At 65.0% G+C, this 23,970-nt stretch carries 23 protein-coding genes, 1 pseudogene and 1 riboswitch; of the genes and pseudogenes, 10 read left to right on the top strand and 14 right to left on the bottom strand.

Annotation, left to right across the window (positions count from 1 at the left end; genetic code table 11):
* Window positions 1-41: 41 nt before the first annotated feature.
* From ABB29_RS12445 to ilvC, 5 genes are all read right to left on the bottom strand, one after another.
* Entirely contained in the window at window positions 42-1,607 is a 1,566-nt protein-coding gene (locus ABB29_RS12445) for a 2-isopropylmalate synthase (RefSeq protein WP_057659564.1), read from the bottom strand.
* Window positions 1,604-2,758: a threonine dehydratase gene (locus ABB29_RS12440; protein ID WP_083487864.1), complete on the bottom strand. Its 1,155-nt coding sequence runs from the start codon at window positions 2,756-2,758 to the stop codon at window positions 1,604-1,606. The genes ABB29_RS12445 and ABB29_RS12440 overlap by 4 nt, the downstream gene beginning before the upstream one ends.
* A gap of 120 nt (window positions 2,759-2,878) precedes the next feature.
* Entirely contained in the window at window positions 2,879-3,136 is a 258-nt protein-coding gene (locus ABB29_RS12435; protein WP_057659562.1) for an ACT domain-containing protein, read from the bottom strand.
* On the bottom strand, window positions 3,120-4,877 hold the full coding sequence (ilvG, locus tag ABB29_RS12430; protein ID WP_057659560.1) for an acetolactate synthase 2 catalytic subunit: 1,758 nt from the start codon (window positions 4,875-4,877) through the stop codon (window positions 3,120-3,122). The genes ABB29_RS12435 and ilvG overlap by 17 nt, the downstream gene beginning before the upstream one ends.
* Window positions 4,874-5,881: a ketol-acid reductoisomerase gene (gene ilvC, locus ABB29_RS12425; RefSeq protein WP_057659558.1), complete on the bottom strand. Its 1,008-nt coding sequence runs from the start codon at window positions 5,879-5,881 to the stop codon at window positions 4,874-4,876. The genes ilvG and ilvC overlap by 4 nt, the downstream gene beginning before the upstream one ends.
* Window positions 5,882-6,286: 405 nt before the next feature.
* Here ilvC and ilvD point away from each other — a divergent pair, with 405 nt between their 5' ends.
* From ilvD to ABB29_RS16505, 3 genes are all read left to right on the top strand, one after another.
* Window positions 6,287-8,128 (top strand): dihydroxy-acid dehydratase, encoded by a 1,842-nt coding sequence (gene ilvD / locus ABB29_RS12420; protein WP_057659556.1) that lies wholly within the window; start codon window positions 6,287-6,289, stop codon window positions 8,126-8,128.
* Window positions 8,129-8,177: 49 nt separating this feature from the next.
* A riboswitch (TPP riboswitch) is annotated at window positions 8,178-8,278 on the top strand.
* Window positions 8,279-8,392: 114 nt separating this feature from the next.
* Entirely contained in the window at window positions 8,393-10,270 is a 1,878-nt protein-coding gene (gene thiC / locus ABB29_RS12415) for a phosphomethylpyrimidine synthase ThiC (RefSeq protein WP_057659628.1), read from the top strand.
* An 80-nt stretch (window positions 10,271-10,350) separates the two neighbouring features.
* On the top strand, window positions 10,351-10,512 hold the full coding sequence (locus ABB29_RS16505; protein ID WP_170185873.1) for a hypothetical protein: 162 nt from the start codon (window positions 10,351-10,353) through the stop codon (window positions 10,510-10,512).
* A 709-nt stretch (window positions 10,513-11,221) separates the two neighbouring features.
* On the opposite strand, the gene ppa is transcribed toward ABB29_RS16505, so the two are convergent.
* Window positions 11,222-11,758: an inorganic diphosphatase gene (ppa, locus tag ABB29_RS12410; RefSeq protein WP_057659555.1), complete on the bottom strand. Its 537-nt coding sequence runs from the start codon at window positions 11,756-11,758 to the stop codon at window positions 11,222-11,224.
* A gap of 207 nt (window positions 11,759-11,965) precedes the next feature.
* Between ppa and ABB29_RS12405 the strand changes: the two genes are divergently transcribed.
* The 6 genes from ABB29_RS12405 to ABB29_RS12380 all read left to right on the top strand — a co-directional run bounded on the left by ABB29_RS12405 (window position 11,966) and on the right by ABB29_RS12380 (window position 15,688).
* Window positions 11,966-12,466 carry a hypothetical protein gene (locus ABB29_RS12405; RefSeq protein ID WP_057659553.1) on the top strand — a complete coding sequence of 167 codons (501 nt, stop codon included), beginning with the start codon at window positions 11,966-11,968 and terminating at the stop codon, window positions 12,464-12,466.
* Between the two features lie 118 nt (window positions 12,467-12,584).
* Window positions 12,585-12,986 carry a hypothetical protein gene (locus ABB29_RS12400; protein WP_057659551.1) on the top strand — a complete coding sequence of 134 codons (402 nt, stop codon included), beginning with the start codon at window positions 12,585-12,587 and terminating at the stop codon, window positions 12,984-12,986.
* 197 nt (window positions 12,987-13,183) lie between these two features.
* A complete protein-coding gene (locus tag ABB29_RS12395) occupies window positions 13,184-13,543 on the top strand; it encodes an EF-hand domain-containing protein (RefSeq protein WP_057659549.1) in 360 nt (119 codons plus the stop codon).
* 150 nt (window positions 13,544-13,693) lie between these two features.
* Window positions 13,694-14,419 carry an HAD family hydrolase gene (locus tag ABB29_RS12390; RefSeq protein ID WP_057659547.1) on the top strand — a complete coding sequence of 242 codons (726 nt, stop codon included), beginning with the start codon at window positions 13,694-13,696 and terminating at the stop codon, window positions 14,417-14,419.
* Between the two features lie 222 nt (window positions 14,420-14,641).
* The gene (locus tag ABB29_RS12385; RefSeq protein WP_157062635.1) at window positions 14,642-15,097 is read left to right on the top strand and encodes a hypothetical protein; all 456 of its coding nucleotides are present in this window, start codon (window positions 14,642-14,644) and stop codon (window positions 15,095-15,097) included.
* A gap of 81 nt (window positions 15,098-15,178) precedes the next feature.
* A complete protein-coding gene (locus ABB29_RS12380) occupies window positions 15,179-15,688 on the top strand; it encodes a hypothetical protein (RefSeq protein WP_245622626.1) in 510 nt (169 codons plus the stop codon).
* A 16-nt stretch (window positions 15,689-15,704) separates the two neighbouring features.
* On the opposite strand, the gene ABB29_RS12375 is transcribed toward ABB29_RS12380, so the two are convergent.
* The 8 genes from ABB29_RS12375 to ABB29_RS12340 all read right to left on the bottom strand — a co-directional run bounded on the left by ABB29_RS12375 (window position 15,705) and on the right by ABB29_RS12340 (window position 23,490).
* The gene (locus ABB29_RS12375) at window positions 15,705-16,826 is read right to left on the bottom strand and encodes a cupin domain-containing protein (protein WP_057659544.1); all 1,122 of its coding nucleotides are present in this window, start codon (window positions 16,824-16,826) and stop codon (window positions 15,705-15,707) included.
* Window position 16,827: 1 nt separating this feature from the next.
* Window positions 16,828-17,586, bottom strand: coding sequence for a 2-dehydro-3-deoxy-D-gluconate 5-dehydrogenase KduD (gene kduD / locus ABB29_RS12370; protein WP_057659542.1), 759 nt, complete (start codon window positions 17,584-17,586; stop codon window positions 16,828-16,830).
* 60 nt (window positions 17,587-17,646) lie between these two features.
* Window positions 17,647-18,495 (bottom strand): 5-dehydro-4-deoxy-D-glucuronate isomerase, encoded by an 849-nt coding sequence (gene kduI, locus ABB29_RS12365; RefSeq protein WP_057659540.1) that lies wholly within the window; start codon window positions 18,493-18,495, stop codon window positions 17,647-17,649.
* A gap of 136 nt (window positions 18,496-18,631) precedes the next feature.
* Window positions 18,632-19,693 (bottom strand): LacI family DNA-binding transcriptional regulator, encoded by a 1,062-nt coding sequence (locus ABB29_RS12360; protein ID WP_057659539.1) that lies wholly within the window; start codon window positions 19,691-19,693, stop codon window positions 18,632-18,634.
* Window positions 19,694-19,818: 125 nt separating this feature from the next.
* Window positions 19,819-21,099 carry a TRAP transporter large permease gene (locus ABB29_RS12355; protein ID WP_057659537.1) on the bottom strand — a complete coding sequence of 427 codons (1,281 nt, stop codon included), beginning with the start codon at window positions 21,097-21,099 and terminating at the stop codon, window positions 19,819-19,821.
* A gap of 3 nt (window positions 21,100-21,102) precedes the next feature.
* Window positions 21,103-21,624 carry a TRAP transporter small permease gene (locus ABB29_RS12350; RefSeq protein WP_057659534.1) on the bottom strand — a complete coding sequence of 174 codons (522 nt, stop codon included), beginning with the start codon at window positions 21,622-21,624 and terminating at the stop codon, window positions 21,103-21,105.
* Between the two features lie 10 nt (window positions 21,625-21,634).
* Entirely contained in the window at window positions 21,635-22,633 is a 999-nt protein-coding gene (locus tag ABB29_RS12345; RefSeq protein WP_057659532.1) for a TRAP transporter substrate-binding protein, read from the bottom strand.
* A 14-nt stretch (window positions 22,634-22,647) separates the two neighbouring features.
* Window positions 22,648-23,490: a 2-keto-4-pentenoate hydratase gene (locus tag ABB29_RS12340; RefSeq protein ID WP_057659530.1), complete on the bottom strand. Its 843-nt coding sequence runs from the start codon at window positions 23,488-23,490 to the stop codon at window positions 22,648-22,650.
* A 205-nt stretch (window positions 23,491-23,695) separates the two neighbouring features.
* On the opposite strand from ABB29_RS12340, the pseudogene ABB29_RS12335 reads away from it, so the two are divergent.
* Window positions 23,696-23,970: pseudogene (locus ABB29_RS12335) on the top strand (2-keto-4-pentenoate hydratase); the annotation flags it as partial.

The following is a 23,970-nucleotide window of genomic DNA, read 5'->3' as shown; positions in this document are numbered from 1 at the left end:
AAATGAAGAGTGGAAATGAAGGTGGGTGCGGGCGGGTGATGTCATGCCGTCGCGGTCGCCCGCGCCAGTTCGCTGCCGCGTCGTTGCCGCAGCAGGCGATTGGCGACGTCCAGCCACGCCAGTGCACTGGCTTCGATGATGTCGGGGCTGGTGCCACTGCCTTCGTACTCGTCACCATCGACATCGACGCTGAGGTTGGCTTCGCCACGCGCATCGGTACCCATGCCAACGCTGTGCACCTGGTAGCTTTCCAGCGTCATCTGCACGCCGGTGGCAGCCGACAGGGCACTGAACAGGGCATCGACCGGGCCATCGCCCAGGGCGCTTTCCGATACCCGACGACCGTCGGGTGCGGACAGTTCGACAGTCGCGCTGGCGCGCTGGCCGGCATCGGAAATCGTCATCGACGACAGCCGGTAACCATCGGCCTGGACCCCATCCTGCATCATGCTCTGCAGATCATCGTCCTCGACCACGCGTTGCTGTTCGCACAGCGCCTTGAAACGCTCGAACACCAGCTTCAGTTCTTCCTCGTCCAGCCAGTAACCCAGTGCACGCAGGCGCGCCTCGACGGCGGCGCGACCGCTGTGGCGGCCCAGCACCATCTGGGTGTCGGGCCAGCCGACATCCTGCGGGCGCATGATTTCGTAGGTGCCACGGTGGCGCAGCATGCCGTGCTGGTGGATGCCGGATTCGTGGGCGAACGCATTGGCGCCGACGATCGCCTTGTTGCGCTGCACCGGCATGCCGACCAGGCGTTGCAGCAACTGCGAAGTGGAGACGATGCGCGGCGTGTTGATGGCGGTGCCCATGTTGTAGAACGCGTTGCGCACGCGCAGGGTCATCGCCACTTCTTCCAGCGCGCAGTTGCCGGCGCGCTCGCCGATGCCGTTGATCGAGCATTCGACCTGGCGCGCCCCGCCTTCGATCGCCGCCAGCGAATTGGCCACTGCCAGGCCCAGGTCGTTGTGGCAATGGGTGCTGAAGATGACCTTGTCGGCGCCTTCGACCCTTGCAATCAAACGCGCGAACATGCCGCGGATTTCTTCCGGCGTGGTAAAGCCGACCGTGTCCGGCAGGTTGATGGTGGTGGCGCCGGCGGCAATCGCCACGCGCACGACGTCAGCCAAGAAATCCTCTTCGGTGCGGGTGGCGTCCTCGGCCGAGAACTCGACATCGTCCAACTGCTGGCGGGCCATGCTGACGTGCCTGTGTACCGATTCCAGCACCTGCTCGCGACTCATCCGCAGTTTGTGTTCGCGGTGCAGCGGGCTGGTCGACAGGAACAGATGCAGGCGCGGATTGGCCGCCCCCTGCAGCGCCGTCAGCGAGGTTTCGATATCGGCCTGCAGGCAGCGCGACAGCACCGCCAGGGTCGGCCGGCGCAGTTCGCGGGCGATCATCGCCATCGCTTCGCGATCCGACTGCGAACTGGCCGGGAAGCCGGTTTCGATGATGTCCACGCCAAGCTCATCAAGCGCCCGCGCCATCACCAGCTTCTGCGCCGGCGACATGCTGCAGCCGGGCGACTGCTCGCCGTCACGCAGGGTGGTGTCGAAGATCCGGATTCGGTCGTCTTGTCGGTGTGGAGTGGTTGTGGTGTTCACCAGGTGGTTTCCTCTTCTACGGCGACTGCGGCGCGTCGGGTCCTGGGCGCGGCAGTGGAATTCAGGGGTTGGATGCGTACAACGGGGGAGGGCGTGGCGCTGGCGGCTGGCGGTTGAAGTCGCGCCGGCTCGGTCTTGCGTCGACGTGGTTTGCGCGGTGGCCGCGGCCGTACATCGGACAACAACTGGGCCAGCACCTGAGCATCGATGTTGCCGCCTGACACCACCGCGCACTTGCGCTTGCCACTGACCCGACGGCCGGCGGCCAGCGCCAGCGCACCGGCGCCTTCGGCGATGATGTTTTCTTCCAGCGCCAGCCGGACCAGGGTTTCGCGCAGCTCGGCCTCGCGCACGATGACGATGTCATCCAGCAGGTTGGCGCACAGCCGGCGGGTGATGAAGCCGGGCACCTTGACCCGCACGCCGTCGGCCAGCGATGCGGCCGGCGCGATTGCGCGCACGTCGCCAGCCAGCGCACGGACCATCGAATCGACGCCTTCGACCTGGGCGCCGACCACGCGCACGCCCTGCGACTTCAGTGCCAGGGCCACGCCCGAGGCCAGGCCGCCGCCGCCAATCGGTACGATCACCACGTCCGGGGTGTGCGCGGCGATCTCGATGCCGACCGTGCCCTGGCCGGCAATCACGTCCGGATCATCGAACGCCGACAGAAAGCGGTAGCCATTCTGTTCGGCCAGCTCGCGCGCGAACATGAAAGCTTCGTCGTAACTGTTGCCATGCTGGCGCACGGTCGCGCCCCAGTGGGCGACGCCGGCAATCTTGTTCTGCGGCGCGCCGATCGGCATCACCGTGATGGCCTGTACGCCCAGGCGGTAGGCCGCCCAGGCCACGCCCTGGGCGTGGTTGCCGGCCGAGGCACAGATCACCGGCCGCTCGTCGCCGCGCTCGCGGGCGACCAGCAGTGAATTCAACGCGCCACGCACCTTGTACGAACCGGTGCGCTGCAGGTTTTCCAGCTTCAACATCACCCCGAAACGTTCGGCGTGATGCAGCGGTGTTTCCGGCAGGTAGCGGCGCAGGCGGGCCTGCGCGGCCAGGACATCGCCAACGCCTACGTTGACGTCGCCGACATCGGGGTCCTGGCTGCTGGCGCCGGTATCAGCCACGCGCACTCCCGCCGTCGGCGGCATCCGTCGCAAACATGGTGCCGGACCCTGCACGGCACGCTGGGAGAAGACGCCTCCGTGGGTAAGGGTGGGCGGCCATCGGTCGCACCTTGCCGGCATCGCGTCCGAGCTTGTTGCTGATGCTCATGGCCGCACCTCGGCCAGCGCATCCAGCGCGGTGATCTCGACCGCATCGCAGTCGTAGATCTTCTGCATCTGCAGGCGCAGGGTTTCCGGCGGGCGCTGGCCATCGACGACCATCTGCAGCCGCCAGCGGCCATCGACCGGGGCCGGTTCGCCACTGATCGATTGCGGGGTGAAGCCACGGCGCTCGGCCATGCCGATCACGCGCGTCAGCGCGCCTTCGGCGGGTTTCAGCACCAGGTCAAGCCGGTATCGCATGAGTCAATCCCTGGGCGGCGGTGTGTGGATCGGGCTTGGCCGGATTGGATTCCAGCATCGAACTGTTGGCATGGTTCGGTGGCACCAGCGGCCACACGTTGGCCTTGATGTCGATCGCCACGTGCAGCATTGCAGGGCCCGGTTGCGCCAGCAGATCGGCCAGTGCTTCCTCGACCTGGGCGCGGTGTTCGATGCGACGGGCGCGGATGCCGAAGACCTGGGCCAATGCGGCGAAGTCCGGGTTGTCGGACAGATCGATTTCGCTGTAGCGCTCGGCAAAGAACAGTTCCTGCCACTGCCGAACCATGCCCAGCGCGCTGTTGTCGAGCAGGATGATCTTGACCGGCAGTCGGCAGCGGGCAATCGTTGCCAGCTCCTGCACGTTCATCATGAAGCTGCCATCGCCGCTGACCAGCACCACGGTGCGGTCGGGACAGGCGAACTGCGCACCCATCGCCGCCGGCAGGCCGAAGCCCATCGTGCCCAGCGCGCCGCTGGTCAGGTGATTGCGCGGATGGCCGAACTTGCAGTGCTGGGCGACCCACATCTGATGCTGGCCGACATCGCAGGCAATGATGGCGTCGGCCGGTGCGATATCGGTCAGCCGCTTCAACAGCCCCGGGGCATAGATGTCGCTGCCCGGCGCGTCGTAGCGGAAACCGAACCGTTCGCGATGGCCGTAGCAGCGCTGGCGCCAGTCGTCGCAGGTACTGCGGGCGGCCGACAATACCTGCAGGCTGGTCGCCACGTCACCGGGCACGGCGATGTCGGCGCTGCGCAGCTTGCCGATTTCGTAGGCATCGCCATCCAGGTGGATGACGCGGGCGAACGGGGCAAACTCGGCCAGCTTGCCGGTGGCGCGATCATCGAAGCGGGCACCGACCACGATCAGCAGATCCGATTCCTGCACCGCCATGTTGGCCGCGCGGGTACCGTGCATGCCCAGCATGCCCAGGTAGTGCGGATGCTCGGCGGGCAGCGCGCCCAGCCCGCGCAGGGTCAACACCGTGGGGATGGCGGTGACGTCGACGAAGGTACGGAAGGTGTCGACCGCATCGGCCAGGGCGATGCCGCCGCCGCCGTAGATCACCGGCTTCTCGGCGCCGGCAATCGCCGCCAGTGCATCAGCCAGCGCGGCATCGGCCGGTGCCGCCGGCTTGTCCACGCTGGCCGGTTGATGGGCCGGCAGCTGCGAAGCATCGGCCATCTGCACGTCCTTGGGCAGATCGATCAGGACCGGGCCGGGTCGTCCCTCGCGGGCGATGCGGAAGGCTTCGGCGACCATCCGCGGCAGATCCTCGACCCGTCGGGCGATGAAACTGTGCTTGACGATCGGCAGGGTCAGCCCGAACACGTCCAGCTCCTGGAACGCATCGGTGCCCATCAACGGGGTGGCGACCTGGCCGGTGATGCAGACCATCGGTACCGAGTCCAGCATCGCGTCGGCGATGCCGGTCACCAGATTGGAAGCACCCGGCCCGGAGGTGGCCACGCACACGCCGACACGACCACTGGCGCGTGCATAACCATTGGCGGCCAGTGCGGCGCCCTGCTCGTGCCGCACCAGGATGTGGCGCAGGTTGGAGTCCACCAGCGCGTCGTAGAACGGCATGATGGTGCCGCCCGGGTAACCGAACAGCGTATCGACGCCCTCGGCTTCCAGGGCGCGGGTCAACCAGCGGGCACCGTTGACCGGTTGGGTCTGCGGCACCGGCGTGGCACTGGCCAGCTGCGCGTTCATGCAGCGGCCTGCTCGTCTGTATCCGGTTGCGAGGCGTTGGCGGCCAGCCACACCATCTTGGCGCGCAGCTGCTTGCCCACGGCTTCAATCGGATGATCCAGATCGGCCTGCTTGAACTTCTTGTAGTTGGGCAGGCCGGCTTCGTATTCGGCGATCCAGTTGCGGGTGAAGGTGCCGTCCTGGATGTCGGTCAGCACATCTTTCATGCGCGCCTTGGTGCTGGCGTCGATGACCCGCGGACCACTGACGTAGTCGCCGTACTGGGCGGTCTCGGAGACGAACTCCAGCATCCGGGTGATGCCGCCTTCGTAGAACAGATCGACGATCAGCTTCAGTTCGTGCAGCACTTCGTAGTAGGCGATTTCCGGCTGGTAGCCGGCTTCGACCAGGGTTTCGAAACCGGCCTGCACCAGTGCGCTGGCACCGCCGCACAACACCGCCTGCTCGCCGAACAGATCGGTCTCGGTTTCTTCCTTGAAGGTGGTCTTGATGACGTTGGCGCGGGCACCACCCAGGCCGGCGGCATAGGCCAGCGCCAGTTGCTCGGCGTTGCCGCTCCTGTCCTGGTGCACGGCGTAGATGCACGGCACGCCGCGGCCGATCTCGTATTCGCGACGGACCAGCGCGCCCGGGCCCTTGGGGGCCACCAGCACCACGTCCAGGTCCTCGCGCGGGCTGATCAGCCCGTAGTGAACGTTCAGGCCATGCGCGAACAACAGGCAGGCGCCGGCTTTCATGTTCGGCGCCAGCACCTCGTTGTACAGCGTCTTCTGCACCATGTCCGGGGTCAGTACCGCGACCAGGTCGGCATTCTTGACCGCTTCGGCCGGGGTCTTGACCACGAAGCCATCAGCCTTGGCCTTGGCTTCGGTCGGGCCACCGGGACGCAGGCCGACGCTGACATCAAAGCCCGACTCACGCAGGTTCAGGGCATGCGCGCGGCCCTGGCTGCCGTAGCCGACGATGGCGATGGTGGGTTGCGGGAGATCGTTTGCAGTGGTCATGGTCTGTTCCGGGATGAAGTTGAAAAGAAGGGAGTGGAGGAGAGAAGTCTTGGCTGGAACCGAAGGGGTAAAAAAAAACCCCGCGCCTTCCGGTGCGGGGTTTTGCGAATCTGGTGTTTTTGCTACTTACACACCGGTTCGTCCCGCACCTGTTGGCGAGGTAATAAGGACGAGGACGATAATGGCCGCAGCCGCCGGATGGGCGGTGGTCAGGTCATGCGTCAGGGGCGTGTGGCGTTGCAGCATGCGGTCAAACTAAACTTGCATCAACGGGCTTGTCAACAGGTTTTTCGTTTTCCGCGAAAATAAAAAGTTGCCAATGAAATGGTTGCAACTGCAACCTCGCAAACCCGGCACTATCCTGCGTCTCCCGCGTCTTTTACTCACGTTCGCAGCCAGTACGACATGCCTGAATACCGATCCAAGACCTCTACCCACGGCCGCAACATGGCTGGGGCCCGCGCCCTGTGGCGTGCCACCGGCATGAAGGATGGCGACTTCCAGAAGCCGATCATCGCCATCGCCAACTCGTTCACCCAGTTCGTGCCCGGCCATGTCCACCTCAAGGACATGGGGCAACTGGTCGCGCGCGAGATCGAGCGCGTCGGTGGCGTCGCCAAGGAGTTCAACACCATCGCCGTCGACGACGGCATCGCAATGGGCCACGACGGCATGCTGTACTCGCTGCCCAGTCGCGAGATCATCGCCGACTCGGTCGAGTACATGGTCAATGCGCACTGCGCCGACGCGCTGGTCTGCATTTCCAACTGCGACAAGATCACCCCGGGCATGCTGATGGCCGCATTGCGCCTGAACATCCCGGTGGTGTTCGTCTCGGGCGGGCCGATGGAAGCGGGCAAGACCCGCCTGGCCGACTACAAGCTGGATCTGGTCGATGCGATGGTGATTGCCGCCGACAGCAACGCCAGCGATGAAACCGTCGCCGAATACGAACGCAGCGCCTGTCCGACCTGTGGTTCGTGTTCGGGCATGTTCACCGCCAACTCGATGAACTGCCTGACCGAGGCGCTTGGCCTGTCATTGCCCGGCAACGGCACCGTGCTGGCCACCCACGCCGATCGCGAACAATTGTTCCTGCGCGCCGGCCGCACTGTGGTCGAGCTCTGCCATCGCTGGTATGGCGGCGAGGATCCGAGTGCATTGCCGCGCGGCATCGCCACCTTCGAGGCATTCGAGAATGCGATGACCCTGGATATCGCGATGGGCGGATCCACCAATACCATCCTGCACCTGCTGGCGGCGGCGCAGGAAGGCGAGGTTGGCTTCGACATGCGCGATATCGACCGCCTGTCGCGACATGTGCCGCAGTTGTGCAAGGTTGCCCCGAACACCCAGAAGTACCACATCGAGGACGTCCATCGCGCCGGCGGCATCATGGCGATCCTGGCCGAGCTGGCACGCGGCGGCCTGCTGCATACCGGGGTGCCGACGGTGCATGCGCGCACCCTGGGCGAAGCGATCAGCCGCTGGGATGTCGCCGGCACGGATGACCAGGACGTGCACACGTTCTACCAGGCCGGACCGGCCGGGATCCCGACCCAGGTCGCCTTTAGCCAGGCCACGCGCTGGCCCAGCCTGGACCTGGACCGCGCCGAAGGCTGCATCCGCGATGTCGCCCACGCCTATTCGCAGGAAGGCGGGCTGGCGGTGTTGTACGGCAACCTGGCCGCCGACGGCTGCGTGGTCAAGACCGCCGGCGTTGACGAATCCAACCATGTATTCGAAGGCCCGGCGCGGGTGTTCGAGAGCCAGGATGCGGCGGTCAGGGGCATCCTGGCCGACGAAGTCCAACCCGGCGAAGTAGTGGTGATCCGCTACGAAGGCCCGAAGGGCGGGCCGGGCATGCAGGAAATGCTGTACCCGACCAGCTATCTGAAATCCAAGGGCCTGGGCAAGCAGTGCGCATTGCTGACCGACGGACGCTTTTCGGGCGGCACCTCCGGCCTGTCGATTGGCCATGCCTCGCCGGAAGCCGCTGCTGGCGGCGGCATCGGCCTGGTCCGCGACGGCGACCCGATCCGCATCGACATCCCGCAGCGTTCGATCAATCTGCTGGTCGATGACGCCGAGCTGGCGCGTCGCCAGGCGCAGCAGGACAGTGCCGGCTGGAAGCCCGCGCAGCCACGCCCGCGCAAGGTCAGCACCGCGCTCAAGGCCTACGCCCTGCTGGCGACCAGTGCCGACAAGGGCGCGGTCCGCGACCGCCAGCTGCTGGACGGCATCTGAGCGGAAGCGGCCCGAGGGTGGCATCACAGCCGGCAAGGCTGTCTAATAGGCGTAGAAGCGGGGGTATCAGCGGCTTGGCCGGTGATTGAGACAGACCCTTCGAACCTGATCCGGTTGAGACCGGCGTAGGGAAGCTTCGCAGGATCTGGAATCCCGACCGCCCGGTCACCGCTCCGATCTGCCTGCGCCGCCGCTTCGTCCCCTGTAGTGCGAATCCCTCGCAAGCCCGCACCGCCAGTGCGGGGATTCAAAAGGACGATGCCGATGAATGCCGTACCCTCCAGCCTGCAGCAGCAGACCGAACAGCTTTCCGAATCCGTGACCCGGCCGATTCCCGGGTCGCGCAAGATCTTCGTCGAAGGTTCGCGTCCGGATCTGCGCGTGGCAATGCGTGAAATCACCCAGACCCAGACCCCGACCATCTTTGGTGGTGAAGAGAACCCGCCGATCACGGTCTACGATCCGTCCGGCCCGTACACCGATCCGGACGCCCGCATCGATTTGTCCGCCGGCCTGCCGGCGCTGCGCGCGAGGTGGATCGAAGAACGCGGCGACACCGAGCAGCTGGGCCAGCTGAGCTCGCAGTTCGGCCGTGGCCGTGAAACCAATGCCAAGCTCGATACTGTGCGTTTCCCCGGCCGGGTGCTGCCGCGCCGGGCCAAGGCCGGTGCCAATGTCAGCCAGATGCATTACGCCCGGCGCGGCATCATCACCCCGGAAATGGAATACGTGGCGATCCGCGAGAACCAGCGCCTGGAAGCCGTGCGCGATACGTTGCTGCTGAAGCAGCATGGCGGCGAGAGCTTCGGCGCCAGCATCCAGACGCTGATCACGCCGGAATTCGTGCGCGACGAGATCGCCCGCGGCCGCGCCATCCTGCCGAACAACATCAATCACCCCGAAAGCGAACCGATGATCATCGGCCGCAACTTCCTGACCAAGATCAACGCCAACATCGGCAACAGCGCGGTCAGTTCCGGCATCGCCGAGGAAGTCGAGAAACTGGTCTGGTCGATCCGCTGGGGCGGTGACACGGTCATGGACCTGTCGACCGGCAAGCACATCCACGAAACCCGCGAATGGATCATCCGCAATTCGCCGGTACCGATTGGCACCGTGCCGATTTATCAGGCGCTGGAGAAAGTCGATGGTCGTGCCGAGGAGCTGACCTGGGAGATCTTCCGCGACACCTTGATTGAACAGGCCGAGCAGGGCGTGGATTACTTCACCATCCATGCGGGGGTGCTGCTGCGTTATGTGCCGCTGACCGCCAAGCGGGTCACCGGCATCGTCTCGCGAGGCGGCAGCATCCTGGCCAAGTGGTGCCTGGCCCACCACAAGGAAAATTTCCTCTACACCCATTTCGAGGACATCTGCGAAATCATGAAGGCCTATGACGTGGCCTTCAGCCTGGGTGACGGCCTGCGTCCGGGCTGCATCGCCGACGCCAACGACGCGGCCCAGTTCGGTGAGCTGGAAACCCTCGGCGAGTTGACCAGGATTGCCTGGAAGCACGATGTGCAGACCATGATCGAAGGCCCCGGCCACGTGCCGATGCAGTTGGTCAAGGAAAACATGGACAAACAGCTGCGCGAGTGCGGTGAAGCACCGTTCTACACGCTGGGCCCGCTAACCACCGATATCGCACCGGGTTACGACCACATCACCAGCGCCATCGGCGCGGCGATGATCGGCTGGTACGGCACCGCGATGCTCTGCTATGTCACCCCGAAAGAGCATCTGGGCCTGCCCAACCGCGAAGACGTCCGCGACGGCATCATGGCCTACAAGATTGCCGCCCACGCCGCGGATCTGGCCAAAGGCCATCCGGGTGCGCAGGTGCGCGACAACGCCTTGAGCAAGGCGCGCTTCGAGTTCCGCTGGGAAGACCAGTTCCACCTTGGCCTGGATCCGGAAAAAGCCAAGGATTTCCATGACGAGACCCTGCCCAAGGACGCGCACAAGGTTGCCCATTTCTGCTCGATGTGCGGACCGCACTTCTGCTCGATGAAGATCACCCAGGACGTGCGTGATTACGCTGCCGAACATGGCGTCGACGAAAGCCAGGCGTTGCAGGAAGGCATGGCGGAAAAATCCGCCGAGTTCCTGGCCCAGGGCGCGGAAGTCTACCGACCCGGTTGAACCGTGGCGGGTGCCGGCCACGGCCATTCTGCGGTAACTTGATCTGGACGCGGGTGCCATCCGCGATGAGGAGTTGTCAGATGAAAGGAACCGCAAGCGTGGCCAAGGCCGGCATCGGCTTTGGCACGGCGTTGGCCATCACCATTTCCTGGAGCGCCAACAAGTCGCTGTTGTGGGCGGTGATACACGGCCTGCTGTCGTGGATCTACGTGGTGTATTACGCGCTGGTGTATCACTTCTGAGCTGGTTGTGAATTTGGCCAGACTGCGTTGGCGGCGCCGCAGCTGATTGGCCTGGGCACGCTGCGGGCCCAGCTCACGCCGTAGAGCGGAGCTTGCTCCGCTGAAAAATCCGGCACGCGACAGATGTGGACGTGGCGGGTAGAGCAGCGGAGCAAGCTCCGCTCTACGGGTCAGGGAGGCCCATCCCGTAGTCCGACTGCCGCCACCATTTGTAGAGCGGAGCTTGCTCCGCTGAAAAATCCAGCAGGCGGCAGATGTGGACGTGGCGGGTAGAACAGCGGAGCGAGCTCCGCTCTACGGGTCAGGCGAGGCCCATCCCGTAGTCCGACTACCGCCACCATGTAGAGCGGAGCTTGCTCCGCTGAAAATCCAGCAGGCGGCAGATGTGGACGTGGCGGGTAGAGCAGCGGAGCGAGCTCCGCTCTACGGGTCAGGGAGGCCAATCCCCTAGTCCGACTGCCGCCACCATATGTAGAGCGGAGCTTGCTCCGCTAAAAAAATCCAGCAGGCGATAGAGGCACGGGCGTGGCGGGTAGAACAGCGGAGCGAGCTCCGCTCTACGGGTCAGGGAGGCCCATCCAGTAGCCCGACTACCGCCACCATATGTAGAGCGGAGCTTGCTCCACTGAAAATCCAGCACGCGATAGAGGTACGGGCGTGGCGGGTAGAACAGCGGAGCGAGCTCCGCTCTACGGGGTTGCGAGCAGGCTTACGGATTGAGCTGCTGGTAGCGCTCGATGGATTCCATCAGTACCTGCTTGGCATCGGCGGCGTTGCCCCAGCCGTCCAGCTTGACCCACTTGCCCTTCTCCAGATCCTTGTAGTGTTCGAAGAAGTGGCCGATGCGCTCCAGCCAGTGCGAGCTGACCTGCTCGATGTCCTGGATGTGGGTGTAGCCGGAGAAAATCTTGTCCACCGGCACCGCCAGCAGCTTTTCGTCGCTGCCGGCCTCGTCGCTCATGCGCAGCACGCCGACCGGACGGCAGCGGATGACCGAACCGGGAATCAGCGGCAATGGCAACACCACCAGCACGTCGGCCGGATCGCCATCGCCACACTGGGTGTTGGGCACGTAGCCGTAGTTGCAGGGGTAGCGCATGGGCGTGGAAAGGATGCGATCGACGAAGATGGCGCCGCTTTCCTTGTCCACTTCGTACTTCACCGGTTCGGAATCCTTGGGGATTTCGATGATGACGTTGATTTCTTCCGGCGGGTTCTTGCCGGTGGAAACATGGTCCAAACCCATGAGTTGCTCCAGAGCGTGCGTGAAATGACAGGGAGGGCAATTCTACGCGCTTGCCTGCTGCGGCGCAGCAGGGGCGGCAATGGCCACGGACGGCTCTTTTCACCTGGCTGTACCGGTCACGGGCGTAGCTTCAGGATGTCCGCAGCCGGTCGTTGCGATGCCGGCCGCGGCCGCAAGGCCATCCCCTCGTTGCCCGGAGGTACCGCCATGAGCCGCCGTATATTCTGCGCCCCCGACATCAGCACCGCCGAAGCCGCCCTGAGCGCCGCCATCCGCGCCGGCATCGCCCCTGCGCACGCGGCCCTGGTCGCCGAATCGCATATCGAAACCGCCCTGGTACCGGACGAACAGAAGCAGGGCACCGCCACCGATTTCGGACCGGCCGCCGTGCGTGGACTGGTGTTTGGCGCGGTGGTCGGCCTGCTGGTGGGGCTGGTTGGCATGCATCTGCCGGCGGTCGGCTTCACCGCCATCGGCGTGGTCCTGACCACGGTCGGTGGCGCGCTGGTCGGTGGCTGGGCGGCGTCGCTGGCGGGCTCCTCGGTGCCCAATGCGGTCCGCCGCGATTATGACGGCGAACTGGCCGCGGGCAAGTTGCTGCTGGTCATCGATGACAGTGACGACGACGCGCTGGAACTGGCCACGCGTGCGGCGCTGGCCGCCGGTACCGTGCCGATGAACCCGCACGGCCACGGCCTGCTGCAATGACCGCGACGGTGCCGGCGCTGCCACCGTAGCCGGCATCGCCAGCCGGGTGCTGCCACAATAGCCACCGGCATCGGCGACAGCCTTTGTCTTTCCTTCGAAAACAAGGGCTTGTTGCAGCATGAACCTACCCCTCCATCTCGGCGCCCTGGGCAGCCTGGAAGCCGGCCTGATCGCGCTACTGATCGCGATGCTGGCGTTTGCCGGCTGGAACGCGATTGGCAGCCGCCAGCAGTGGCCTGTCGGCCGGATCATCGCGCTGGCGTGCCTGACCGGCATCGTGATTGGCGCCGGATGGGATACCTGGAACCTGTTCTATCTGGGCATGGTGCGGCTGGAATCCCCGCTGTATGCGCGGCTGGCGATCGCCGGAATCCACGACGTACAGAATCTCGGTGGCCGGGTGCTGATGGAATGGGTCGGCGCTCTGGCCGGCGGCGCGACGGGTTGGCTTTTGTTCAGTAAAAAAGAGGGCTTCGAAAGCCCCGCGCAGTCGTCTGAAAACACATCATCTGAACCTTGAAACCGGCGCTGCGTCACGCAAAAGATGGCTTGCTTACACGCGCCTCACGGCTGACTAACGGAGCGGGTAATCGAATCGTTTCGCGCGTGGGTTAAGCCGGCGTGCACGTTCATTTCAGCCCGCAATCGTGATTCATTCGAGCGCCTGCATCGTGGCTCCCGTGCACTTGGCACCATGAATCCACGGAGCAGACGACGATGAAGAACAACAACCGTAATTCGCTGATGGGCGTGCTGGCTTTGAGCGCTGTACTGGCCATGCCGGCCGCCTTCGCGCAGGAACAGAGCACCGATGCCGCGGCCACCCAGCCGACCGAACAGGCCACCGGCGCAGCCGAGCAGTCAGCGCAGCAGTCGACCCAGTCGGCCAGCCAGGGCAAGCAGGGCTGGGCGGACATTGACGTTGACGGCGACGGCAGCATCAGCAAGAGCGAAGCCACCGTCAACGCCAGCCTGACCCAGGTCTTCGATCAGGCCGATGGCAACGCCGACGGCATGCTGACGGCCGAAGAGTACAAGGCCTTCGTGGACAACAACCAGAACCAACCACAGCAGTAATCTTGAGGTTTGCCACCGCATGCTGGTGGATGGAAAGGGCGACCTGGTCGCCCTTTCTTTTTGTCTGCCGCCCGCCTCGCCGGACGAGCACCTGCACGCTGGCGGTTGACGCTCTATCATCTGCGTCCCTGGACGACACAAGGCAAGCGCATGGCCCGGATCAAGTGGGTGGGGTTCGACGGTGACGACACCCTGTGGAAAAGCGAAGACTATTACCGCGACGCCGAGCAGGCGTTCCAGGACATCCTCGGTGCCTATGTGGATCTGGCCGACGAGCGCAATACCCGCCATCTGCTGAGCGTGGAAAAGCGCAACCTGGCGGTGTTCGGCTACGGTGCCAAGGGCATGACCCTGTCGATGATCGAGGCGGCCATAGAATTGACCGGACAGCGCATCAGCGCCGCTGACATCCATCGCATCGTCGAAATCGGCCGCGCCACGCTGCAGCACCCGGTCGAGTTGATTGCCGGCATCCGCGAGGCGGTCGAGGCGGTGGCGCGGGATCACGAAGTCGTGCTGATCACCAAAGGCGATCTGTTCCACCAGGAAGCCAAGATTGCCTTGTCCGGCCTGGCTGATCTGTTCCATCGGATCGAAGTAGTGTCGGAGAAGGACACCGCCACCTACACCCGGGTGCTGCAGGAACTGCAGGTCGAGCCGGCTGAATTCGTGATGGTCGGCAATTCAATGCGCTCGGATATCGAGCCGGTGCTGGCGCTGGGCGGCTGGGGCGTGCATATCCCGTATCACGTGACCTGGGCGCTGGAAACCGAACATGGCGTAGCCGACGATGCGCCGCGTCTGCTGTCATTGGCGCAGGCCTCGCAGCTGCCGGCGGCGCTGCGCCGGATTGAAGGCGAGGCGGCGCTGGTCTGATCCATTGGCGGTGCGGATCAATGCCGGCATCCAGGCTGGGCCTGTTGCTGCACTCGGGACGACGGAAAAACGCGCGCATTGTTCGCCGCATTCCGCAGCGCATCATTAACCGTCGATGTAGCGGCGACGCCCACCCGCTGGATTCGTGCAGTTTGTTACATATGTGTTCACCCGCTTCACACCATCTTCTAGTCACCACCCACGGGTGAACAGGAGACGAGGATGACAAGCAATATCTTGATGCGCTGGTGCCTGCCCGCGCTGTTGGCTGGCGGATTGGGCCTGGCGGCGCTGCTGCCGGCACCGGCCAAGGCCGGCAATGACGATCTGGTGCGGGTGCTGGTCGACGTGGCCGATGTCATCTACCGCAGCGGACAGCCGTACTACCGTTATGGCAACTACGGCTACAACGATCGCGTGATCATCGTCCGTGACCGCTATCGCCGGCCCAGCTATTACCGTTACGTGCCGCGTACCGTGGTCTATCGTGCGCCGCCGCGTGGCAACGCCTACGGGTACTACCGCAATTCACCCCGCGCGGTGCGCTACGTCAGCTATCGCGATTACGACCGTCATGACGATCATCGCCACGACCGCGACCGCCATGACCGGCATGATCGCTACGACCGGGATCGCCACGATGATCGCCGCGGCAAACATGGCCGCGGTCGCGACTGACCGACGCGAACGCAGTGGCGGCTGGTTGCGGCGCCATCACATGGCAGAATGGGCGGCATGTATGTGTCGCCCATTTTTCGTATGAAGCCTCTGTGGCTGGCCGCAGCGCTCGCCCTGGCGCTGCCGGCGATCGCTGCTGCCCGCCAGGACGGCGAGGCCGGGCAGGGTGGGCAGGCAGAGGCGGTTGCCGCCGCGCCGACGCCGGCGCCATGGCCGAGCGCCGGCGACCCTTGGGTCGATGTACGTCTGGCCGATATCAATCTGTACGCCGAGCGCTATCCGGCCAGCTTCGCCGATGAAGTCTCGCGCTACTACAGCGTGCCGCGCGCGTATGTGGTGGCGATGCTGGAACAGCCGGGCTGGTCGGCGGGCAATGTCTACATGGCCTGTGCGCTGGCCCGTGTCGTCGGCCAGCCTTGCCGTGCGGTGGTGCGTGAGTGGTCGCGTGATCACCAGCAGGGCTGGCTGGGCGTGGCCCGGCGTTTTGGCGTCGAACCGGATTCGGCGCCGTACCGGCGCCTGCGCCAGGGCATCGGCGACAGCTACCAGCGCTGGGCGCGACCGCAACCGGCCGACGCCAATCCCGGCTAGCCCGCAGCGGCAGCCGCTACGGCTTGGGCGTGTTCTGGTACATGATCAGCAGCGCCAGATCCTCGTCACCGTCCTGCTGGATAGCATGGCTGCTGCCGGGCCGGGTCAGCATGGCATCACCGGCGGCGACCGGGTGGACCTGGCCATCGATGATGTATTTGCCGCGCCCGGCCAATACGTAATAGATCTCGTCCTTGTGGTGCGGGTGCAGGCCGATGCCGGCACCTTTGTGCAGCACGCGCTTGCGGAACTGGAAACCCAGCGCCGGCGCATCGGCGAAGAAGGGATAGGCGGTGGTGCTGCCGGCACCGCCATGCGGGCCGACCTGCTGCACCGGAATGTCGCGTTCATGCACGAGCGCCGACGGATGGGGCTGTTGCCGCAGGTCGCTGGCAGCAGTGGCCGGCGCACCGCAATCGCTGTCGCGGACCAGACTGGCCTGCAGTCCGGGGTCCAGCGCCAGCCAGCCGCGCACCACCAGGCAGGCCACGGCCACTGCGCCGCGCTGCTGCAGATGGGTGTCGTCCTGCAGCGCCTGTGCCGGCACGTGCATGAAGTAATCGCGTGAAGCCTCATCACCCAATGCCCGCAGCCAGTCGCTGCTGCTGGCATTCAGATCGATCAAGGCGACTTGTTCGGCCTGCGCCAGTTGACGTACGGCTTGGGTGTACAGGCCATGGGTATCCAGCAGTTGGCCGTGATCGAACTTGCGCCGTGCCAGCGGGGTGACAAGGATCGGGGTGGCATTATGCTGGCGCGCCAGTTCGACATAGCGGCTCAACCAGCGCGGAAACGCGACCGCCGGATCGTTGTAACGGCTGGGGTCCTCGATCTTTTCATCGTTGTGGCCGAACTGGATCAGCAGCACGTCGCCAGCGCCGATTTCGCTGGTGATGCCGTCGATCCAGCCTTCTTCGATGAAACTGCGCGCGCTGCGGCCGCTCCTGGCCAGGTTGCGCACCTGATAGCGGTCCGCCGCCAGGAAACTCTGCAGCTGCATGCCCCAGCCTTCGCGCGGGGCGCGCTCGGGACCGTACTCGCTGGCGGTGGAATCGCCAGCGATGAACACCTGCCGCGGGCCCGCCAGCGCCGCCGCCGCCGACAGCATCAGCAGCAGCGCGAAGACGGGCCGGCTCATCTCAACGTGCCAGCCAGCCGCCATCGACCGGGATGATCGCGCCATTGACGTAGTCCGATGCCGGCGAAGCCAGGAACACCGCGGTACCGCCCAGGTCCGACGGCTCGCCCCAGCGTCCGGCCGGGATGCGATCCAGGATCGCCTTGCTGCGCTGCTCGTCGGCCCGCAGCTGGGCGGTGTTGTCGGTGGCCATGTAACCCGGCGCGATGGCATTGATGTTGATGCCCTTGTCAGCCCATTCGTTGGCCAGCAGACGGGTGATGCCGGCGATGCCGGACTTGCTGGCGGTGTACGACGGCACCCGGATGCCGCCCTGGAACGACAGCATCGAGGCGATGTTGATGATCTTGCCGCGGCCCTGGCCGATGAAGTGCTTGCCGGCTGCCTGCGACATGAAGAAGGCGCCCTTGATATTGACGTTCATCACGTCGTCCCAGTCCTTTTCGCTGAACTCGACCGCGTCGGCGCGACGGATGAGGCCGGCGTTGTTGACCAGGATGTCGAGCCCGCCCAGGCCCTTGATGGTTTCGGCGACGATGCGTTCGACCGGCTCGACGCTGATCAGGTTGGCTTCGATGTTGATGAAGCGACGGCCCAGCGCGGTGACTTTTTCCGCGGTTTCGGCAGCCTCAACAATACCGGCGGCCGCGACGTCGGCACCGGCGGCGGCCAGTGCCAGCGCGATGCCCTGGCCCAGACCGGTGTTGGCACCCGTGACCAGTGCGACTTTGCCTTCCAGACTGAATGGATTGTTTGCCATGTATGTTCCTCGGTTGGATGCCTTGCGTGTGTTCGGGATGCCGGCCGGGCCGACGCGGGGTTACTTGAGCTGGCAGATGTCCAGCACGTTCATGTCGGTGTAGTCGAGGTTTTCACCGCCCATCGCCCAGATGAAGCAGTAGTTGCTGGTCCCGGACCCCATGTGGATCGACCACGGCGGCGACACCACCGCTTCGCCATCGGCGACCACGATGTGGCGCTGTGCGTCGGGTTCGCCCATGAAGTGGTAGATGCGATCGTTCTCGCCCAGATCGAAGTAGAAATACACCTCCGAGCGGCGGTCATGCAGGTGTGGCGGCATGGTGTTCCAGACGCTGCCGGTCTTGAGCACGGTCAGGCCCAGCAGCAGCTGCGAGGACTGGCAGGTGGCCGGCACGATGTACTGGTAGATGGTGCGCTCGTTGCTGGTTTCCAGCGAGCCGCGTTCCAGCGCCACTGCATCGGCAATCGCCAGCCGCTTGGTTTCGAAGCGGGCATGGGCCGGGGTCGAAGTCAGGTAGTACCTGGCCGGGTTGCCGGCGTCGTCGGAGGCAAAGCTGACCTCCTCGCTGCCCATGGCCACGTACAGGCCATCTTTCGGACCGAGCTCGTACACCGTGCCGTCAACGGTGACCTTGCCGCTGCCGCCACCGACATTGATGACGCCCAGTTCGCGCCGTTCCAGGAACGGCTTGCCGGCGGCCGAGGCCGGCTCGGTCTGGCGCGGCAGCTGCACGGCCTTGGCGACCGGCGCGGCACCGCCGATGACGAAGCGCTCGTTGTGCGAGTAGTTCAGCTGCACGCTGTCGGCAACAAACAGGCCGGTCATCAGGTAGCGGTCGCGCAACTGGTCGTTGCTGGCACCGTCCATCATGTCCGGATGGGTGGCATGGTAGGTCTTGCAGTACATGGCGTTGCTCCGTGGTCTGGATGGCGCGGGTTTCAGGGCGCGGGAGAGGATGGATTGCTGCCCATTCTAGGTTGTCTGGTAACCGGTGTCATTTTGCAATGCAATGAAACCTGGCAGGCCGCTGTGACGGGGCCGGTCAGGCTTCGGGTGGCTGGCAGGAATCGCGGATGATCAGGTGCGGGCGGATGCTGGCGGCCGACAGCGCAGCGCTGTTGTCCTGGTGCTGGATCAGCATTTCGGCGGCGATCCGGCCGGTGTCGCGGGTGTGGCGGCGCACCGAGGTCAGCGACGGCCACAACCGTGATGCCAACGGGCTGTCGTCAAAGCCGATGATCGACAACTGGCGCGGAATGCTGATGCCGGCGCGCAGCGCGACCTTGTAGACACCGGCGGCCATTTCGTCGTTACCGGTGAAAATCGCGGTGGGTCGCCGCTTGCCGGCCAGTAGCGCTTCGGCGGCCAGCACGCCCGATTCGAAGGTGTAGCCAGCTTCGACGATGCGCGACTTCGGCAGCTCGATGCCGCGCGCGGCCAGCGCTTCAAGGAACCCGGCGGTGCGCTCGTGCGCCGAGCGATAGGCATTGGGACCGGTGATCAGGGCAATATCGGTATGACCCAGCGACAGCAGGTATTCGGCCGCCTCGGCGGCACCGTTGCGGTCATGGGTCACCACCATCCGTGCTGGCTCGTCCATCGCCACCGAGGCGATGCGGGTGTAGCGGCAGCCGATATCGGCCAGCATGTCGGCCAGCGCCTGATCCTCGGATGCACGTGGAATCAGCATCACCCCATGCAGTTTCTGCTGCTGCACGAAGCGACGCACGCCATCGATGTAACCGGGGCTGCGGCTGTCGCATGGATGCACGACCAGCTCGAAACCCGAATCACGCAGCGCGTCCAGCGCACCGTACTGCATGTTGACGATGTACTGCGCGGTCGGGTTGTCATAGACCATGCCGATCAGGAACGAGCGGCGGAACGCCAGCCCGCGCGCCATCGGGTCGGGCACGTAGCCGACTTCACGCATCAATGCCTCGACCTTGTCGCGGGTGTCTTTGCGCACCAGCGGCGAGTTGTTGATGATCCGCGACACGGTCTTCTTCGACACGCCCGACAGCCGCGCGATGTCGTTGATGGTGGCCGCCTTGCCCATGGCGGGCCGGGCGGACGGGGCGTCGGGTTTGCTGCGGCTGGTCATGGCGTTCCGTGCGATGGAAGGACTGGGGATGATTCTAACGGGTTGTGGTTAAAACGCCGGAACCGCCGCGCCGGCGGCCAGGCCGGCCGGGTGGGGACGGCGCTGGCCTGCGGATGGCGGCCGGATCATTTCATCATCGCCGGCAACCACAGCGACATCTGCGGGAAGAACGCCACCACCATCAGCACCGCCAGCGCGGCCAGCCAGAATGGCCAGATGGTACGCATGCACTCACCAATGCTGATCTTGCCGATGGCGGTACCGATGAACAGCACCGAGCCCACCGGCGGGGTCACCAGGCCGATACCACCGGTCAGCACCAGCACCAGCCCGAAGTGGATCGGGTCGATGCCGTAGGCCTTGGCCACTGGCAGGAAGATCGGCGTGCAGATCAGGATCATCGGCGCCAGGTCCATGAAGGTGCCCAGCACCAGCAAGGCAAGGATGATCAGCAGCAGCACCATGGTCTTGTCGTGCGCGATCGACTGCAACGCGTCGACCGTGGCCGTCGGCACCTGCAGATACGCCAGCAGCCAGCCGAACACCGCCGCGGTCGCGATCACGAACAGGATCACGCCGGTGGTGCGCGAGGCGTGGGCGATGGTGGCGAAGAAGTTGCGCAGGCCCAGCTGCCGGTACAGCACGCCGGTCACCAGCAACGCATAGACCACTGCGATGGCCGCGCTTTCGACCGCGGTGAAGATGCCGGCGCGGATGCCGAAGAAAATCAGCCCGACCAGGCCCAGTCCCGGCAGCGCCGACACCGTGCGCAGCAGCACCGCACGGAAGCCGGGGAACGGTTCGACCCCGTACCCGCGTTTGCGTGCCACCAGCCAGCCGGTCAGCATCATCACCACCGTCATCAGCAGCGCTGGCACGATGCCGGCGGCAAACAGGGTGGCAATCGACAGCCCGCCACCGGCCGCGGCCGAGAACAGAATCAGGTTGTGCGATGGCGGCACCAGCAGCGCGACCAGCGCCGCGGTGATGCTGACATTGACGGCGAAATCGCGGTCATAGCCGCGCTTGACCATCTGCGGAATCATGGTGCCGCCGACCGCCGAGACATCGGCAATCGCCGAACCGGAAACACCGCCGAAGAACAGCGAAGACAGCACGCTGACCTGGCCAAGCCCACCGCGCAGGCGCCCGACCAGCGACGCGGCCAGGCTGATCAGGCGTTCGGAAATGCCACCGCGCAGCATGATCTCGCCGGCGAAGATGAACAATGGGATGGCGATCAGCGATGCGGTGCCGGCACCGGCGGAGATCTGCTGCACCATCACGATCGAAGGCAGGTCCAGATACAGCAGCGTTGCCAGCGAAGCGGCCGCCAGCGAGAACGCCACCGGCACGCCCAGCAACAGCAACATCACGAACACACCAAACAGAATCGCAATAGCCATGTTTCAGCGGTCCCCTTCGACGGCGCCTGCGCTGAGCGCCTTCCACAATTGATTGATCGCGAACACCACCATCAGCACGCCACCGATCGCCAGCGGCAGGTAGTTGATGCTCTGCGGCATGGCCGCGCCGGCGACACGGATGTCGATGCCATCGGCCAGCAGCCGTGACGCCCAGAATGCAATGACCGCGCCAATGGCGATGATCACCAGCGGGGTCAGCGCCGACAGTACCCGGCGCAGCCGCGGTGGCGCCGCATCGGCCAGCAGGAAGAAGCCGAAATGCCGTTGCGTATGCACGCCCGAAGCGGCCCCCAGGCTCATCGCGGTACTCAACAGCAACAGCGTGACCGGCTCGGTCCAACTCGGTGAATCATTGAGCACGTAACGGGCAATCACCTGCCAGCCCTGGACCACTACCAGGCCGAACAGCGCACTGGCGGCGACACCGATGGCGGCATCGGACAGCCGATCGATTGGCCGGCGCGGTGCCGGCGATTGCGGGTCAATGGTCGTGTCTTCGGACATCGCGGTTGCCTCAGGCGAAGTCGCGGATGCGACGGTAAAGGGACTGGATGTCCGGTTGTGCCAGATACTGGTCCAGCAGCGGTTTGGCTGCGGCGCGGAAGGCCGGCATGTCGACCGCGTTGATCTGCACGCCGTAGTCGAGGATCGCTTTGCGCGCGACCTGTTCCGATGCATCCCACAGGGTGCGCATGACCTGCACCGACTGGCGCGCGGTACGCAGCAACAAGGCACGGTCGTCCGGCACCAGCGCCTCCAGGCTCTTCTGCGAAATCAACAGGATGTCCGGCGCGTACGAGTGCTCGCTTTCGGACCAGTAGCGCGCGGCCTCGAAGTGGCGGCTGGAATGGAAGCTGCGCAGGTTGTTCTCGGCGCCATCGATCATGTGCGTCTCCATCCCGGAGAAGGTCTCGCCCAACGACAGCGGGGTCGGATTGGCACCCAGATCCCGCAACAGATCGATGAAGATGTCCGAGCCAGGCACGCGGATTTTCATCCCGTGCAGATCGCCGGGCCGCTGAATCGGCTTGCGCGCGTTGTAGAAGCAGCGCGCACCGGAGTCATAGATGGCCAGGCCGACCAGGCCACGGCGCTGGAAACTCTGCAGGACCACGTCGCTGATGTCGCTGTCCATCGCCCGGCGCATGTGTGCAACCGAATCGAATACATACGGCAGGCACAGCGCCTGGGTCAGCGGAAACGCATTGTTGAGTGCGCCGGCGTAGACCCGGGTCATGTCGATGGCGCCGTACCGCGCCATGTCGATGGCTTCGGCCTCGCGGCCGAGCTGGCCGGAATGGTAAAGACGTATCTTCAGCCGGCCCTGGGTCTCGCGCTCCAGGGTCTGGCCGATCCAGCGCACTGCTTCGACGGTCGGATAATCACTGACGTGTACGTCGGTGGCGGTCAGCAACCGCGGCGCGCCGGTATCAGCCCAGGCCGGCAGCGACAGCAGCGGAGCGGACAGGCCGGCAGCGATGCCGCTGGCGAGGAACTTGCGTCGGTTCATCATCGTGCACTGGCCTTTCAAGCGTTGTCGGCGACGGCGGCCTGCGCGGTGGCGAGGATTTCACCAAAGCCGTCGAAGACAATGCGTGCCCGTTGTCCCGGCAGGATGTCGTGGATGCCGGTGGCGTTGCCGGTGGCAATCAGATCACCGGCCTTCAACGGCCGCCCGCGCTTGGCCGAGCGGGCCAGGGCGAAAGCGAACGCACTACGCAGCCCACCTGGCAAAGTGGTGGCACCGCCCTGACCGACCTGCTGTTCGTCGATGTAGGTGGTGCAGGTGAGCGCGCTGTCTTCGCGCGCGGCCCAGCCAGGGATTTCCTGACCGACGATCAAGCCATTGTTGTTGCCGAAATCCGATACCACCACGCGCGGGCCCAGCTGGTTGATGGTCGCCAACGGACTGCTGGCCACTTCCAGGCCGATGAACAGGGTGCTGGGCAATGCGGCGGCCTGTTCCGGCGTCCACTCCAGCTGATGTGCCGGTGCATCGCTGTCCAGCCGCATCACGTATTCGGCTTCAACCGCGCCGAAGCCACCGTCGAAGATCGAAAACACGTTGCCGTCGCTGCGCGCGTCCTGCAGGCGACGGGCGAAGATCGGTCCCAGCAGGCGGTCATCAGCCGATTCATCACGGCGCTCGGCGGCGATGTAACCGACCTTCCAGCCGACGACACGGTCCGGCCAGCGTTCGATCGCCGCATCCTGGATCCGGTAGGCACTGACCAGGTTGGCGGGAATCTCCGCCGGGAACGCATCCAGATGCCGGCCCTGCGCACGCGCCCGGGTAAAGGCTTCGGCGATGACATGCAGCGCCGCTTCGTCCGACGGTGTACTGGGTATGGCGGTGTTGTCGCTACTCAAAGCGGTCTCCTTTACAGCCTGATGGCGCCACCCGACAGCGGCGCAGAGTAAGTTCCGGTATATGGTAAACCGGTGTCATTTGCAATTTGCAGTGCATCAAAAGTCCACTCGAAGGGCCGTCCATGCGGATCCGTGGCGCACGCTGAAGGCGCGATGCGACAGGCCCTGGCTGCGGCTCGGGACAGGTTGGTAGCGGGGAGACATCATCGGCTGGCTGGGCCCGCGCGTGGTGGTATCGGATTTCGGCAACAACAATGGCTTGATCGTCGGTCAGGAAATCCCTGGCTGGGCCGCGCGCGAAGACAGCGCGCTCACCTGCACCACCTACATCGACGAACAGCAGGTCGGTCAGGGCGGTGCCACCACTTTGCCAGGTGGGCTGCGTAGTGCGTTCGCTTTCGCCCTGGCCCGCTCGGCCAAGCGCGGGCGGCCGTTGAAGGCCGGTGATCTGATTGCCACCGGCAACGCTACCGGCATCCA

It is taken from the genome of Pseudoxanthomonas dokdonensis (genome assembly GCF_001431405.1).
Classification (GTDB): domain Bacteria; phylum Pseudomonadota; class Gammaproteobacteria; order Xanthomonadales; family Xanthomonadaceae; genus Pseudoxanthomonas_A; species Pseudoxanthomonas_A dokdonensis.
This window is presented reverse-complemented; position numbering and strand designations above follow the sequence as displayed.

Bases quoted from the DNA above. Each gene is read 5' to 3' on its own strand.
- ilvC (WP_057659558.1), bottom strand. From the start codon at position 5,881: ATGACCACTGCAAACGATCTCCCGCAACCCACCATCGCCATCGTCGGC.
- ABB29_RS12400 (WP_057659551.1), top strand. From the start codon at position 12,585: ATGAACCTACCCCTCCATCTCGGCGCCCTGGGCAGCCTGGAAGCCGGC.
- ABB29_RS12390 (WP_057659547.1), top strand. From the start codon at position 13,694: ATGGCCCGGATCAAGTGGGTGGGGTTCGACGGTGACGACACCCTGTGG.
- ABB29_RS12385 (WP_157062635.1), top strand. From the start codon at position 14,642: ATGACAAGCAATATCTTGATGCGCTGGTGCCTGCCCGCGCTGTTGGCT.
- ABB29_RS12405 (WP_057659553.1), top strand. From the start codon at position 11,966: ATGAGCCGCCGTATATTCTGCGCCCCCGACATCAGCACCGCCGAAGCC.
- ABB29_RS16505 (WP_170185873.1), top strand. From the start codon at position 10,351: ATGAAAGGAACCGCAAGCGTGGCCAAGGCCGGCATCGGCTTTGGCACG.
- ABB29_RS12380 (WP_245622626.1), top strand. From the start codon at position 15,179: ATGAAGCCTCTGTGGCTGGCCGCAGCGCTCGCCCTGGCGCTGCCGGCG.
- thiC (WP_057659628.1), top strand. From the start codon at position 8,393: ATGAATGCCGTACCCTCCAGCCTGCAGCAGCAGACCGAACAGCTTTCC.
- ABB29_RS12435 (WP_057659562.1), bottom strand. From the start codon at position 3,136: ATGCGATACCGGCTTGACCTGGTGCTGAAACCCGCCGAAGGCGCGCTG.
- ABB29_RS12360 (WP_057659539.1), bottom strand. From the start codon at position 19,693: ATGACCAGCCGCAGCAAACCCGACGCCCCGTCCGCCCGGCCCGCCATG.
- ilvG (WP_057659560.1), bottom strand. From the start codon at position 4,877: ATGAACGCGCAGCTGGCCAGTGCCACGCCGGTGCCGCAGACCCAACCG.
- ABB29_RS12395 (WP_057659549.1), top strand. From the start codon at position 13,184: ATGAAGAACAACAACCGTAATTCGCTGATGGGCGTGCTGGCTTTGAGC.
- ABB29_RS12440 (WP_083487864.1), bottom strand. From the start codon at position 2,758: ATGCCGCCGACGGCGGGAGTGCGCGTGGCTGATACCGGCGCCAGCAGC.
- ilvD (WP_057659556.1), top strand. From the start codon at position 6,287: ATGCCTGAATACCGATCCAAGACCTCTACCCACGGCCGCAACATGGCT.
- ABB29_RS12355 (WP_057659537.1), bottom strand. From the start codon at position 21,099: ATGGCTATTGCGATTCTGTTTGGTGTGTTCGTGATGTTGCTGTTGCTG.
- ABB29_RS12350 (WP_057659534.1), bottom strand. From the start codon at position 21,624: ATGTCCGAAGACACGACCATTGACCCGCAATCGCCGGCACCGCGCCGG.
- ABB29_RS12345 (WP_057659532.1), bottom strand. From the start codon at position 22,633: ATGATGAACCGACGCAAGTTCCTCGCCAGCGGCATCGCTGCCGGCCTG.
- kduI (WP_057659540.1), bottom strand. From the start codon at position 18,495: ATGTACTGCAAGACCTACCATGCCACCCATCCGGACATGATGGACGGT.
- ppa (WP_057659555.1), bottom strand. From the start codon at position 11,758: ATGGGTTTGGACCATGTTTCCACCGGCAAGAACCCGCCGGAAGAAATC.
- ABB29_RS12375 (WP_057659544.1), bottom strand. From the start codon at position 16,826: ATGAGCCGGCCCGTCTTCGCGCTGCTGCTGATGCTGTCGGCGGCGGCG.
- kduD (WP_057659542.1), bottom strand. From the start codon at position 17,586: ATGGCAAACAATCCATTCAGTCTGGAAGGCAAAGTCGCACTGGTCACG.